Below are 14726 nucleotides of genomic sequence, written 5' to 3'. Positions count from 1 at the left end.
GCTGTGGGCGGAGACAGCGAGGCTGTAGTTGGGTGAGGGGACGCGCGCGTGCGGGGACGCGAGGGTCGTCCAGTCCGGGCGCTGACTCGGTCACCCAGACCCACCCACGGATCGGTCACAAGAGCCGGATATCCGCTGGCGTGAGGTCACGCGGCGGCTCGACAACGGCGGCCCCGTCACCCGGGTAGGTGACGGGGCCGTCGGTCTACTGGTGTGGGTCCTCCAGGACCTTCAGGGTGTTGAGGATCGGGTCGCGGGCGCCGGTGTTGCCGATGACCTTGACCGTGAGGTCTCCGCCGGTGTGTTTGACCTTGGCGGTGTGCTTGTCGGCAGTGAGTCGGCCGGCGTCGGACTGTACGTCGTGGTCGTAGAGCACCACGTCGTTTCCGGCGAGGACGTCGAACGTCCGCGCTCCGGGTTTGACGTTGTCGAATTCGGCGAATCCGAGTTCGACGACGTACGTGCCGGCGGGGGCGTTCTTGAACACGTACGAGAACGTCTTGCCGGTCCGCTGGGTGCGGAACAGCTGCTCGTCGCCGGTGCCCGCGATACCCGCGGGCGTGGTCTTCACCGTTCCGCCGACGTAACCCCATGAATTGCCGGACAGCGGCTTGTCCGCGGACCAGGCGAAGCCGGTGGAGTCGGTGGACGCCTTGCCGCCGACGTCGATCCCGACCCAGTACGCCGACGCGGCCAGCGTCGCGGGCAGGGTCTGCGTCGGGTGACGTCCATCGCTCGACGAGATCAGAACATCGCCGGTAAGCAGCCCCGGAGCCACGCCGGTCGTGGCGGCCGTTGCGGTGACAGTGGTCGCCTCGCCGGGTGCGAGTTCGACAGTCGCAGTGGCGGCGGCACCGCTGAGGGTGAGCCACGCAAGATTCGGCGCGGCGACCGATACCGACAGCGGGGCCGAGCCCGTGTTGGTAACGGTCAGGTCGGTCTTCGCCGACTGGTTCGGACCGAGGTGCCAGTCCAGCTTGCCGCCGGACACCTTGGCGATTCCGGTGCTCAGGGCAACATCACGCGTCAGTGCCTGCCCGCGCTCACCAACCGTCACCGTGGCCGTATCGGTCCCATAGTTGGGCGCCGAGACACTGACCGTGTGTTCGCCGACCAGCATCTGCGCCTTCCACAGACCCTTCGCATTGGCGGTCACCGTACGGCTACCACCGTCAGCAGCGGTCAACGTGACCGTTGCGCCGGCGATCGGCTTGCCGTCGTTCTTGTCGGTGACAACCCCCTCGAGCGTGCCGGACGCCGGCAGCGTGTACTCCAGGCCGAGGCCCTCGGTGAGCGACGGCGTGTTGTACGAGTGGACCACGGCGGACACACCGTTCATGCCCTCGAGGCCGATCGTTGCCGACGACCCCTTGGTCAGCGGGTTGTCGCCACCCACCCCGGCGCCGTACCCGATCTGGATCCGCCCGTCCTCGATCAGCGTGACCGAGAAACTGACCCGCTGATCCGGTGCTTCGTCGAAGACGGCGTCGCGCCACTCGATGATCTGCGCACGCTGACCGTCGACCGTGGTCACGCCAATGTAGATCCCCGACGACTCGTCCACGGTCAGGTAGTCCCAGAACGGGTAGATCGCGTCGGCGCCCTGCCCACTCGTCGGGAGGTTGGTGTTCGACGCGCTGGACCGGTTCCGGTCGAAGGTGAGCATGCCGGTCGGCGACACGCACACCCCGTCCCAGGTCGTGTCGTAGAACGGGAAGTCGAACCCGAACCACAGCACGCCGCACAGGAATGTCCCGGTCCACGGCGTTCGCGTGGTGCCCTGGCGGTACAGCCCTGTCGTCACGTTCGACGTGTAGGAGCGTCCGGCCGGAGTGACCTGCACGGGCGGGTCTTCCTGGACCGGCTCGTCCGGACCCGGGAACACCTCGGTACCGCGGGGGTCGAGCGTGACGCGCAGCGCGCCGACACTCGGTGCCCGCTGTCCCTTCGCGCCCTTGAGCTCGACCGTCAGCGGTCCGCCGGCGTGGTCGACCACGGCCGTGTGCACGTCCGAGGTCATCGATCCGACCGTGCCCGCGATGTCGTAGGCGTACTGCGTGACGCGTCCGTCGACGAGGACGTCGAAGACCCGCTTGCCGGGCTTCACCTTCTCGATCTCGGCGAAGCCCAGATCGACCAGGTACTTGCCCTTCGGCGCCTTGTCGAACACATAGGTGAGGTTCTGGTCCGACGTGGTGCGCTGCGACTGGAACAGCGCGTCGTCGTCGGTCCGCTGCACGTCACCCTTGGTCGAAACGGTCTTGGTCCGGCCCTGGTAACCCCAGGAGTCCTTGCGGAACGCCTGGTCCTTCGACCAGGTGAAGCCGTCCTTGTCCGTGTACGACGACGTACCGCCGGCGTTCACGCCGACCTGGTACTGCGAGGTCGTGAGCGTGACCGGTACGTACGTCTTGGACTGCCGTCCACTGTCCGACTTCACCACGATGTTCGCGCCGAGGACACCCGGCTTGATGCCATCGCTGGACAGCGAAACCTTCACCGTCGTCGACTGCCCCGGAGCGAGCGTCCCAGTGGTCGTGGACAGCTTCAGCCACGGCAGATCCGTGAGCTGGTCGTCCTCGACGTCCACCAGCAGCACCTTGTCCGCGATCTGGTCGACCGCCCACAGGGCACCGGTGACATCGGTGTCGAGACCGCCACCCTGGTTGGCCTTCGGCTCCGGGAACCACCAGGCGTTCACCAGCGTGCAGTCGTCCGGCCGGACCTGCAGCAGGCGGGTCCGCGACGTCGACCGGTCCGTGTACCAGATGGTGTCGGACGTCGGGTTGTAGGCCAGGCCCATGACCTGAGGCAGCGGCGGAGCACAGAACGATGTGAGTTCACCGGCGTTCGGATGCGACGTTCCGGCAACGGTTCCGATCAGACCGTTGGCACGACCACCGACGTAGTACACATCGCGGCCGGCGTCGTACGCCAGACCCGTCAGCTGGACGCCTGACCAATCACCCTTCACCTCGCGGGTCTTCTCCCCGGTTTCCCGGTCGAAGCAGTGGATGTAGCTCCGCGGGCTGTCCTCCAGTTGGCACATGTCGCCCTTGAGCGAGTCGAACGCCAGGTCGAACGCCTTGTAGTCGGGGTTCCACGAAGCCGGGAACTCCTTACCGGTCTTGTGTCCGGTCACCGTGTACGCGGTGTTGGTCTCCGCGTTGTAGTCGTGCACCCAGACGTTGCCGTCGTACCCGACACCGGTCGGCTCGCTTTCCTTGCCGGGGTTCGGGTCGAAGCTGGCCAGCACGTCACCGCCGGACAGCGTTCCGACCGGGATTCCGGTGGTGTCCCTGGTGGTTGCCTTCCCATCCCCATCGACAGCGGACGCGGCGTACGTCCCAGGTGTGGCGGCCGTGTTCCAGCGCTTCAAATCGATGGATGTCTGCGCACCCTTGGCCGTGGTGGTGACCGCCTTCGGCTGGTCCAGCTCGATGTGCCGGCCGGCCTCGCCGAGCTCGAACGACATCGGCGCCGAACCCGAGTTGGTCAACGTCAGCGAGCCGACGCCGCCCTGATCGGTGCCCAGTACGGCGTTGAGGCCGTCGCTGTCGACGTTCGCGACACTGGTGGCCAGCTCCGCGCCGACCTTGGCCGACGAGTAGAGCGTGTCGAGGGTGAAGTCGTAGCTGCCGTCCTGATAGTTCGGCGCCTTGACCGACATCGTGTACTTGCCGGTCTTCAACTGGCGGTGGAAGGCACCGGTGGCATCGGTGGTGAAGTTCTCGACGATGCCGTCGGCGTTCGCGAGCGAGATCTCGGCACCACCGACGGGCAACTTGTCGTTCTTGTCGACGACCGTGGCGTCGAAGAAGCCGAAGTCCGGCAGGTCGTAGGTGACGACCATCCCGGCGCGCAGCGCGGGCGCCTCCTCGGAGAAGGTGATGCCGGTCGTCCCGTCGCCGCCCTGGATCCCCGTGATCGCGGTGGCGCCGGCACTGATCGGCCCGCCGGTCCCGACACCGTCGCCGTACCCGACGATCACCGTGCCCGAGCGGGTGAAGGTGACCGAGAAGTTGATCCGGGCGTTGACCCCCGAACCGTCCGGAGCCGTGATCGTGGCGTCGCGGTACTCGATCACGAAGGCGTCCTCGCCGTCGACCTTCGTGGCCGCGGTGTAAACGCCGTCGTTGAGATCGAGCGGACGTCCGGTGTAGAACGGCAGGACCGCGCGGCCGACGCCACCCGGAGTGGCGGTCTCGTCCGGCGTGATGATGCCCCGCAGTCCGATCTTGAGCTTGTCGAACGAGCCGTCGTACAGCGCGACCTTGAACGGCAGCGCGACCTCGGACCACACTCCGCTGGTGAAGGTGACCTTGTCCGTACCGCGGCGGTAGTCGCCCTCGGACACGGCGCAGGTGTAGCCACGACCGTCCACGACGAGCTTGACCGCAACGGTCAGCGACTCCTCGCCATCGACCTCGAGTGCGGCGGTGGTCGGCGAGAAGCAGGCGTTCGGCCGGACATCAAGGGTGTACGAGCCGACCGGTACGTCGGCGATCGCGAACGTGCCGTCGTCACCGGTACGAACCGCCGGCAACGGGGTGCCCTTGACCGCCACGTCCGCGTTGCGCACCGGCGTACCGTCGTCCGAAACGATCTTGCCGGTCACGCTGTACTTCGCCGCCGCGGTGAGAACCGCGTTGAGGCTCGTGCTGCCGTCGACCGTGACGGTCGCCGTCGTCGACGCCGGCAGGTAGCCGAAGGCGCTGGTCGTGATGTCGTACTGGCCCGCGAGCAGCTGCATCGTGAACGCGCCGTCCTTACCGGACAGGACGCTCCGCGAGTGCGCACCCTTCGCCGCCACCGTGGCACCCGCGATCGGCGCACCGTCGGCGCTGGTGACGGTCCCGGTCAACATACCGGCGCCACCCGCGGCGATGCCGGCGTTGACGAGCGCGAGCGCGTCGACCTTGCCCTCGCCCCACGTCGGGTTGTCGGCCGCGGTACCACCACAGGTGGTGTCGTCGACGTCGTGCGCCGTCTGGTCGAGCAGCGCGCGAGTGCTCTCGATGTCGCCGACCAGGGCAGGTACGGCGGACCACAGCAGCGCGACGGCGCCCGTGACATGCGGCGCGGCCATCGACGTACCGTCCTTGGCGGCGTACGTCCCGTCGCCGAGAGCGGAGCGGACGGCGACACCGGGCGCGGAGATGTTCGGCTTGATCTCGCCGTCCTGGCCGGGACCGCGGGACGAGAAGTCTGCGATGGTGCCGTCTTCGGCGTAGGCGCCTACCGAGTAGGTGAGCGTCCGGGCCCCTGGGGACCCCGCGGTCTGGCACTGCGGTCCCTCGTTGCCGTTGGACCAGACGGAGAAGATACCCGCGGCGTCCCAGGCCGCGATGATGTCCTCCATGAACGGCTCGTTGCTCGGCTCCTGCGAGCCCCACGAGTTGTTGATGATCTGCGGCCGCTTCGCCGGGTCCGGCGCGCTGCCATCGGTGGCGGTCGGCGCGAGCAGCCACTGCGCGGAGGCGATCATCGTCGCGTCCGTACAGGCGTCGCAGCCGTTGGCCGCGATCCACTTCGCGCCGGGCGCGACACCGATCTGGTTGCCGGCGCCGTCGTCACCGACCATCGTGCCCATCGTGTGCGACCCGTGGCCGTTGCGGTCACACGGAGCCGTACCGTTCGGGCAGGCGTTGTTCGCGTCGAAGAAGTTGTAGTTGTTGTCGAACGTCCCGGTCGCCGGGTCGTAGCCGCGATACGCGGACTTGAGCGCGGCGTGGTCGCCGTCCACCCCGGTGTCCAGGTTCGCGACGGTGATGCCCTGGCCGGTGATACCGGTCGCCCAGACGTCGTCCGCGTTGATCTCGCGGACACCCCATTCGGGCCCGCCCGCGGCCGCCATCGCCTTCTGGGCGGCGTCGGCCGGATCCGTGACGAGCGGCTTGTCCAGCGTGAACTCGGCCGGCTGGTGGATCTCGGTGACGGCCGGTTCGGCGGCGAGCTTGGCAGCCAGATCCGCGGACCCGTCCTGGACCAGGATCGCGTTCGACACCCAATACGTCGTGTAGTGCGCGCCCTGCTTCTTCAGCTCGTCGACCACGTCGGACTGGGCCGTCTCGGCCGACTTCCGCAACGTGTCGTAGACAAACTGGCCACGCGCGGCCCAGTCCTTGATCTGCTTCGCCTTGGACAGGTCCGCGGTGTCGGAGAACCTGATCCAGAAGTCGGACTTCGTCGTCCGCAGCGACTGCTGCAGCTTGGATTCGATCTTCTTCTCGGGGGGCTTCACCGGGTCAGCTGCAGGCTGACTCGCGGCCTGGGTCGGGCTGGTGGCGGCCGACGCCGGTGGTGAGGCACCGACAGCCGCGCCGACGGCCAAGGCCATCGACAGCAGGGCGGGGAGGATTTTCATCCGGGCGGTCCTTTCGAACACTGCAAGAAGCCCGGCCGGCGGCTGGACACCGGCGGCCGGGGACGGGCTAGAGCGGCTGGTAGCGGTCGGGCTGCCGGTCGTCGGGGTCGCTGTTCGGCTCGTCGGGGTGAGCCGTCGGTTCCTCCGTGGCGGCGCCGATCTCGTCGCCCGCGGGCTCGTCGCCGGCGGGCGTCGGGGTGGCTTGGGTCATCCCGCCATGCTGCTGGAGCGCGCACCCAGTCGCTATCCAGCGGATACGTCAAAAATCAGGATTCGTCCGTCGAGCCGGACTCTTCAGTGAGTACGCCGGCCTCGACCGCGGCCACCGCCAACGCCGTCCGCGAGCTCACCTTCAGCTTGCGCATCGCCGAGCGCAACTGCTGGTCGACTGTGGCCGGTGACTTCGTCAGGATCCGGGCGATCTCACGGTTGGTCTTGCCCTCGGCAACCCAGCGGACCACCTCGAGCTCGCGGGGCGACAGCGCGTCGCCGTACCCCCGGCGGCCGCCGCGCCACGGCCGCGGCATCTCGGCACCCTGGTCGCGGAGGCGCTGCGCAACGCGGTCGGCGTCACCGCGGGCACCGAGCCGGAACAGCGACTCGTAGACGTCGGTCAGCAGTTCCCGTCCCGCGTCCTCTCGGCCCGCTTCGAGGAGTGCTTTGGCCTGCCGTTCGCGGGCCAGCAGCGCGTCGTACGGGCGGGGCAGCGCGTCCCAGGCGTCCGCCGTACGCGCCCAGGCGTCGGCCGCCTCGTCCAGATCGCCCGTAGCGGTCGCGAGATGTGCGCGGCAGGCCGCGAGTGCCGCTTGGGGCGCGGGCGCGTGCCGAGCGCGCAGGCCGAGCGCGAACCTCTCCATCAGGTTGATTGCCTGCGCCACCTGTCCTGCGGCGACGTGTGCAGCGACCCGCGCAGGTGCGAGGTCCGTCGCCCAGACCCAGACGCCCTTCGTCTCGACCGCCTCGATGGGTTGCTGCGTGATGCTCAGCGCGCGCTCGCTGTCGCCGTCGGCGAGCCACAGCCGCGCCAGTGCCGCGGCCGCTTCCATCGTGTCGTCAACGGCGCCCAGCCGCGCGGCCTCGTCCAGCACCAGCTGGAACTGTTCTTCCGCGACCCGTCGCCGACCGGCTGCAGCGGCCAGCCGCGCCGTCAAGCGGATGCTCGCCAGGTAGATGCTGGGCCGGTCCGGCTCCGCTTCTGCGAGCGTGGCGGCGCGCGCGGCCAGGTCTTCCCACCGGCCGGCGAACCAGTCCAGATTGGCCAGCTCGAGCAGTACGTTGTAGCGCAGCCGCGACGCCTGCTCGGCTTCGGCGAGACCCAGTGCCACCGTCAGGTGGTGCGCTGCCTCTTGATACCTGCCCCAGACCAGCGCGCCGGTTCCGATGTTGGCGTTGATGCGCGCCACGTCGAACCGTTCCGCGGACGTCGTACCGTCGGTGGGCAACGTGGACACGAGGTCCCAGGCTGCCTCCTCGCCGAGCATCAGCAGGCCCGCCGCACGGTTCCCGGCCAGCGACAGTCGGTCCGGCGCCAGGTCGACCTTCGGCGCGAGCTCGGCGGCGCGTTCGAGCCAGTACAAGTGGGTCGACGCCGGCCACGGACCCGCGTACGCCCACCCGAGGAAGGTCATCGCCTTCGCCGCCTCCACCGGGTCGTGGTCGAGGTCCGCCACCGCCTGCTCGAGTTCGGTGAGCGCGGCCTGCGCCTCGCCCAGGTTGATCAGCAGCCGGCCGAGCGGGTTGCGGATCTCCGCCTGCTGGCGGGCGGTGAGCCCGGCCGACGCGAGGATCTCCCGCAGCGTCCGAACGATCCGGCCGTGCACCTCGTCGACCGAGTCCTTTCGGCCCAAGGCAGCGACGGCGGCGGTTCGCGCGATCCGTGCCGTGTCCGTCGACGACAGCTCCGCCGTGGACAGCAGGTCGTCGAGCAGCATCACCGCGGCCGTGTGGTCCCCCGATGCGAGGGCACGCTGCGCGGCCTGTTCGGCGTACCGCATCCATCGCTCGATCTCACCGGCTTCCCTGAAATGGCGCGCGAGTTGCGCGACCGGCGGCCGGTCGAGGTTCTCCAGCGCCCGCCCGGCGCGCAGGTGCAGGATGCGGCGCTCAGGCAGGGCGATCGACTCGTACACCGCCGCCGCGGCGAGCATGTGCCGGAACCGCCATCGACCGAGTTCGTCGCCGACTACGATGCCCGCCTCGGCCGCTTCGGTGATACCTGACCGGCAGTCATCGGCCGAAACATCGGCGGTCGCCGTCAACGTGGCCTCGGCGGACGCCTCGGTGAGCGCTGCCAGCGCCTGGAGTACCCGCTGCGCTCCGGGCGACAACCGTCCGACCCGCTCGCGCGTCGAGTCGCGCACCGTGGGCGGTACTTGTAGCTCGCTGACACTCAATCGCACCCACTGCCCGTCGCGGAACACCAGATCCGCGCGGTCGCACATCAGCCGCACCGACTCCTCCACCGCCAACGGCAGGCCGTCGGTCCGCTCGTGCAGGAACGTACTGAACTCGGCCGACATCGGCTTGCCGTCGAGCATTGACGACACGAGCGAGGCGGTTTGGTCCTGGTCGAGCAGCGTCAACGCCACCCGCAACTGGGTCACGCCGGCCGGCAGGCGGGACGACAGCCGCAGCAGCAACGACTGGTCGTCGACCTCCTCGGGGCGGTACGTGACCAGCAGGTTCGGTCCGCCACGTTGCTGGCGGGACGTCAGGAACAGGAGGAATTCCAAGGTCACCTCGTCGGCCCAGTGCGCGTCCTCGACGACCAGAAGATCCACCTGCAGGGCCTGAAGCAGTTCGGCGAGTGCCCGGAACAGCCGGTGCCGAGCGGCCTTGGCATCGTCCAGCGGTTCGAGCGCGGGCGGCAGCTCGGCGGCCCACTCCGGGAACAACGGACGCAGCGCCCCGGCCAGCCCGGTGAGCTCGAGGTCGGCCGGCGGCCTTCCGAGAAACGCGTCGACGATCGGCCCCAGCGTCAACGACTCCCGCAGTGGCGGGCACACCGCCATCAGCACCCGACGCCGGCGAGCAGGTGCCTCAGCCAGCCACTCCTGCACCAGGCGGCTCTTGCCGATTCCCGCCTCGCCCTCGACCAGCACCACCGCCGGCGCCTGGGCCAGCGCTCCGCTCAGCGCCGCGATCTCCCGCTCCCGCCCCACGAACGCCGGCGGCCCGACAGCCGGCGACCCCTCACCGGCAACAGCCGCCCTGACGAAGCCCATGCGCGATCTTGATCCGCCACCCGCATCGCTCGCAACCGATTGCAGGCGACGACTCACGCACTGGACTCAGCGCGCGCGACCCGCGCGCAGCATGGTAAGCGACTTCACGATCCGCCGATCACGGGTCGCGTCGGTCTTGGCCGACGTCACCTGGAGGACGTGCCATTGCCGATTGCTGTAGCTGAGCGTGTCCCAGAACGCCTTGGCCTTCACGTCGGCAGCCAGCGCCGCGGCCAGTGGCTCCGGCGTCTCCAGTTCGCGGGGCGCGGTGTCCAGCTCGATCTCGAGCTCCAGTACGTCGCCGGGCGCGACGCCGGCCTCGGTACGCCGATCCGCGCTGACGCCGAGGAGATAACGCCCACCCATGCGCGCGATCGACGTACGAAATGTGAACCCGTTGACCGTCACCACGACCTTCGGCCGCCCACCACCCCCGAGCGACTCGAGCACGGACTCGGGAATCTCGAAACCCGCCGTGTTCTTTCCGGTCGCCAGCAACTCAGCAGTGACCTTCATCCACCCATCATCCCCCCGAGGTCAATCGGCGACGCCCTCCATCGGCTGACGGTTCGCACACCCCGCCGGCCTGGCCATGCCCACCACCAATGCCCACCACCAATGCCCACCACCGGTGCCCACCGCCGGTCCCTGCCGCCCGACACACCCCCACACGGTGGGTTCACCCACCGCGTTGTGGGTTCCTGACCCGTGTGAAGGGTCAGGAACCCACAACACGGTTGGTAAACCCACCTTCGGCCAGACACCCGGGCACCTCCGCGACACCGCCGTACCACCACGCCGTACCAGCACGCGGCGAACTGCGGCGGTCCGCGTAGCCGGGGTAGCCGGGGTAGCCGGGGTAGCCGGGGTAGCCGGGGTGGACCGGGGCGGGGTGGATCGTGCGGGCCAACACGGTGGGTCAACCTCTCGTGTGGGGGTTCTCGGCTGGTGCACGAGCAGAGAACCCCCAACACGCGCAGATGTCCCTCCGCGTGGGAGTCACGCGGCCGAACCCCGCATTGTCGTGCTCGCCGTTTCCTGCCCCTGGACAGCTCAGACGCCTGAACACCCGAACAGTTGACGGCGTGCGCCGCCACTGCGTGCTTGCCGTGCCTGTCCCCCGCACATCAGTCACAGGAACCGGATGGCCGGTCAATCGCTCTCCCGCATGGCGGATATTGCGCGCCGTGCGGGTGTGTCCAGGACGGCGGTTTCGGATGCGCAGAGCGGGCATTCGGGGGTGGCCGAGAACACCCGCAAGGAGTTGCTGGAGATCGCAGCGGAGCTCGGTGGCGCACCGGGCCGTGTGCGGGAGCCCGGTTCACGCGCGCATGAGGAGCAGGACCTCTGAGGGCAGGGTGGGATCGTCGAGACGGGCGTCGAGGCAGGTGAGGCTGCTGTGCAGTCCGCGAAGGCTTTGTGCGATCGCTGCGTCGCTGAATCTGTCCGCGACGCAGGCTGCTGCGAGCAAGCCGAGCCGAATCGCCGCGCTGCTGCCGTACGACGCCGCGGGGTACCGGACTGTCGTCGCGATCATGGACGCGGACACGACCGCGATCCGCCGGGCCAGGATCCGCCAGCATTGCTGGTCGCGGCTCGAGTCAGCTCCCGCGAACGTCGACCCGGTGCTCCAGATTGCAGTGAGCAGCAACGGCTGGAGTCGGCGCAGGACACCTTCGAGTTCGCCGGGAATGGCCGGCGTCATCTCGCTCGACGCCGAGAACAGTTCGACCAGGAACCGCTCGAACTGCAACCACCCCTGGCCGTGGCGGTACTTCGACTTGTGCGGCTCCCAGAGCGACAGCAGCACACTCAGCGCCACCACCGTGAGCTCGAACTGGTCGCGACGAATACGCGGAGGGGCCCATTGCAGCACGGCTCTCCCCGCCGGCGCGGAGGTGGGCAGCGTCGCCGGATCCTGCAGTTCCCGGACGAGCATCGATACGTCGTCGGACACCAACGAATGCGTCAAGATGATGTCGAGCGCCTGACTGAATGCCTCGTCGACGGCACGCGCCCGACTGAGGGTGCGCCGGAGTTGCCGCACCAGCACGGGCGGAACAGGGAAGTCCGTGACCGCCGCCAAACCACCGGCCAGATCCCGGAGGCGGTCGAGCCGCCGGTGCAGGTCGCGATCCGGCGACAGGTCCCCGCCACGACTCCGCGCCAGCGCTCGATCCACGTGGATCGCGTCCTTGACCAACGCCGGTGTCATGCTGTGGTGCAACAGCTCAAGCCGGTCGAGGGCCGCCTTGAAGTCCTGGGCCCGGGCCCGCTCCAGGTCCCGCTCGAGAGCAAGGCTCAGCACATAAGGAAGCGCGCCGACGACAGACTGCAGATCGCGCCGGATGGTCTCCGCGAGCAGGTCGGGACTCGCGACGTACGGGTGCGGCACCTCTGGTGGCACGAACAGCCGTGGCCCGGCGTATCGCTTCCAGGCGCGGGACGCCGGCCGTGGATCCGCGCCCACCGGCGTGGCCGCGCGCGGGTCCTCGGCGTACCACACGGTCCGGCGGGTCAGGTCGACGACCACGCCGGTGATCTGATCGGTGAGCTCGTGGCGTACCGGTAGGCGGTAGGCGGTGCCGTCGTCGAACAGGCCGTTGACCCACGCGACGACGTTCTCGACCTCGGCGGCCGAGACACCGACCGCCTCCGCATCGTCGTCCTTGACGGACTCGCGCACCGAACCGCCCGGATCGCCCGACAGCTCGACGTACAGGCGATACAGCGACCGCGGGAAAGGCCGCGCGCACGCCGCGGCGCCATTGCTGAGGGTCACGGTGTGGCGAAGGGAACGCGAGACGCGGACTGCGGCCATCAGCCGGCGGTGCACGTCGCGTGCCGGCACATCGGCTGTCGGCGGATCCGAGTACAGCAGCGCATCGAGGCGTTCGACCAGATCCACGTCGACCTCGCGGGCCTCGTCGGCGCAGTCGAAGGCCAGTGCCAGGGCGGCGACCGTGCCTGACCTCAGACACGCCTCGACAACTGGCGACGCGTCCGCGTTCGCCGCCCACAGGAGGATCGTCTCGCGCCACCAGGCGTTGTCGACCTTCGTCGCCAGAGCGTTCACCTCGGGATGATCACGGATCTCCGCGGCCGCGAGGTACTCCTGCAGGGTCTGATGCGCGAACGCGTACATCCCGACCTCGCGCTCGACGAACAGACCGCTCGTGGTGAGCTCGGCCAGAAATGCGTCGGCCGTCGCGGCACGCGGGATCCTCGCCAGCGTCGGCCCGACGATGTCACTCGCGGACTCCCGCGTCACGTCGCGAACCTCGCGGGTCATCATCGCCAGCGCCAGCTGACGCACCACCTTGGCCCGCTGCTCGGCCTTCAGTCCTGATCTCACGGCCAGGTTCTTGGCCTCCTGCCGCCGGTGCAGCAGCAGGTCACACATCTCGCCGTACAACGCCGACCGGCTGCCGGGCAGCGCGCCGCGGTACTTGTGGACGTTGGCGATCATCGTCAGCAGCATCGGGTTGGCCGCCAGGTCGTACAAGGCCGGTTGCGAGCGCATCCGACGGAGGAGATCGGCGGCATGATCGTTCGCGATCGCCCGGGTTCGCTCGCCGCTCTCGCCGGTACTGCGGCACTCGATGGCGTAGTACCAATTGTGCACGAACTCGACGATCTGGTCGCTGGTGAACCGACGGACCTGGAGTACGTCGGCGCCCCGGACCGGATTCGATTGATAGCCGTGCGGCCGCGACGTCAAGATGAAATGATTCGCCGGATAACGCGCGACCTGGTTCTGCACCCAACTGGATGTCAACTGCCGTTGTTCTTCCACCGCGACCTCGTCCAAACCGTCCAGCATGACGACGCAGCGGCCTTTCGTCAGGACGCTCTCGAACCAGTCCGCCGTGACCGTACCTTTCAACCAGGAAACGTTCGCGATCAGTTCGGGAATCGACACCGCCGGATCGCGGACGATCTCCTGGACATGGTCGCGCAGGTAGAGAATCACCGGCAGCCCGCGTTTGTGCCGCCGCCGCTCTCCCAGCGTCATCGCGGTCCAGCGGAGCAGGGTCGTCTTACCCGAACCCGGGCCACCGATCACCACGAAGACCCGCGGCCGACGGCTGTCCAGGAACGAGTCCAGCGACCGGCGCTCACCGACCGGAATCTCCGCTCCGACGAACGGCGCGTGCGCCGTCGTCTGCACCGGCGACGGCGCCATGCTGACGTCGACATACACCTGTCGCAACTGCAGCGAGAACTCTCCCTGGGTGGCCATGCCCAGCAACTCGACATCCCGAACGCTGGCGAGCAACTGGCTCAGGTAACGCGCGCGATAGCTCATCAGAAACGCACTTACCCGATGATCGACGGCTGCGGCGGTCCGGGGAATCCACAAATCCCCGACCGCACGGCTGACCCGGAAGACGAATTGGACGACCGCGACCAGGAACCAATAGGACATCAGAACGAGGATGCTGACCACCGGATTCTGCTGGACCTTCGACCACAACCAGCCGCTGACAGCGACCGGTGGTCCGAAAGCCACCAGAATCGGAACGACCCGCCCCACGATCCCGGCGTCTGCGAAGTCCCCCGGCCGCTCGGCATTGTTCACCATACGGCGCCCCCACACAGCTCTTCACCCTGCAATTGCAGACGGTACTGCACAGAACCGCTTCAGTGACAACACTTAACCATCAGAAATTTCGCATTCATTACTGATATCCGGGGACTCGAAATTGACTGAACACCCCACATCCCCAGCCCGTGCTGGGTTCGAGCAGCGCCTGGTTGCCTTCCGCAAGCATCAACGCATGCCCATCGAAGACCTCTCGTAGGGAATTCATCCCTGGCGTTCTATTTGCCCGTAGCAACTTGATCTGGCCCCGGCACAGACGGCGACACATCAAGGCCGGCGGACAATGTCACCACGCGTTCAGCGAACTCGACGACATCTTTCTGAAGGATCAGCGAGGACGCGTCTTTTTGCCACCGTGGCAGGGATTTCCGGCTCTTCTGACCGATCCGTGGGTGGGTCTGGGGTGACGGAGTCGGCGCCCGCGCCGGACGACCGCGCACGTCCCCCGCACGGTGGGTTCACCCATCGTGTTGTGGGTTCCTGACCCGTGTGAAGGGTGCGGAACCCACAACACCCTGGGTGAACCCAC

6 protein-coding genes are annotated in these 14726 nt (G+C 68.3%); 1 reads left to right on the top strand and 5 read right to left on the bottom strand.

What is annotated here, in order from left to right; genetic code table 11:
* Positions 1-205: 205 nt before the first annotated feature.
* The 4 genes from AB0B82_RS34425 to AB0B82_RS34410 all read right to left on the bottom strand — a co-directional run bounded on the left by AB0B82_RS34425 (position 206) and on the right by AB0B82_RS34410 (position 10107).
* Entirely contained in the window at positions 206-6367 is a 6162-nt protein-coding gene (locus AB0B82_RS34425; protein ID WP_360178462.1) for a carboxypeptidase regulatory-like domain-containing protein, read from the bottom strand.
* A 67-nt stretch (positions 6368-6434) separates the two neighbouring features.
* Positions 6435-6578: a hypothetical protein gene (locus AB0B82_RS34420; protein ID WP_360178459.1), complete on the bottom strand. Its 144-nt coding sequence runs from the start codon at positions 6576-6578 to the stop codon at positions 6435-6437.
* Positions 6579-6633: 55 nt separating this feature from the next.
* The gene (locus tag AB0B82_RS34415; protein ID WP_360178456.1) at positions 6634-9591 is read right to left on the bottom strand and encodes an AAA family ATPase; all 2958 of its coding nucleotides are present in this window, start codon (positions 9589-9591) and stop codon (positions 6634-6636) included.
* A gap of 66 nt (positions 9592-9657) precedes the next feature.
* Complete coding sequence (locus AB0B82_RS34410; RefSeq protein ID WP_360178453.1) at positions 9658-10107, bottom strand: YdeI/OmpD-associated family protein; 450 nt, start codon at positions 10105-10107, stop codon at positions 9658-9660.
* Positions 10108-10735: 628 nt separating this feature from the next.
* Here AB0B82_RS34410 and AB0B82_RS34405 point away from each other — a divergent pair.
* Positions 10736-10942: a LacI family DNA-binding transcriptional regulator gene (locus AB0B82_RS34405; protein WP_360178450.1), complete on the top strand. Its 207-nt coding sequence runs from the start codon at positions 10736-10738 to the stop codon at positions 10940-10942.
* Here AB0B82_RS34405 and AB0B82_RS34400 read toward each other — a convergent pair.
* On the bottom strand, positions 10913-14176 hold the full coding sequence (locus AB0B82_RS34400; protein WP_360178447.1) for an NACHT domain-containing protein: 3264 nt from the start codon (positions 14174-14176) through the stop codon (positions 10913-10915). The genes AB0B82_RS34405 and AB0B82_RS34400 overlap by 30 nt on opposite strands.
* Between the last annotated feature and the right edge of the window lie 550 nt (positions 14177-14726).

Source organism: Kribbella sp. NPDC048915 (assembly GCF_040649595.1).
Taxonomy (GTDB): domain Bacteria; phylum Actinomycetota; class Actinomycetes; order Propionibacteriales; family Kribbellaceae; genus Kribbella.
Note: the sequence above shows the minus strand (reverse complement) of the source record. Positions and strands in the feature narration are given on the sequence as shown.

Coding starts and splice junctions, on each gene's coding strand:
- AB0B82_RS34425 (WP_360178462.1), bottom strand. CDS start 6,367: ATGAAAATCCTCCCCGCCCTGCTGTCGATGGCCTTGGCCGTCGGCGCG.
- AB0B82_RS34420 (WP_360178459.1), bottom strand. CDS start 6,578: ATGACCCAAGCCACCCCGACGCCCGCCGGCGACGAGCCCGCGGGCGAC.
- AB0B82_RS34415 (WP_360178456.1), bottom strand. CDS start 9,591: ATGGGCTTCGTCAGGGCGGCTGTTGCCGGTGAGGGGTCGCCGGCTGTC.
- AB0B82_RS34410 (WP_360178453.1), bottom strand. CDS start 10,107: ATGAAGGTCACTGCTGAGTTGCTGGCGACCGGAAAGAACACGGCGGGT.
- AB0B82_RS34405 (WP_360178450.1), top strand. CDS start 10,736: ATGGCCGGTCAATCGCTCTCCCGCATGGCGGATATTGCGCGCCGTGCG.
- AB0B82_RS34400 (WP_360178447.1), bottom strand. CDS start 14,176: ATGGTGAACAATGCCGAGCGGCCGGGGGACTTCGCAGACGCCGGGATC.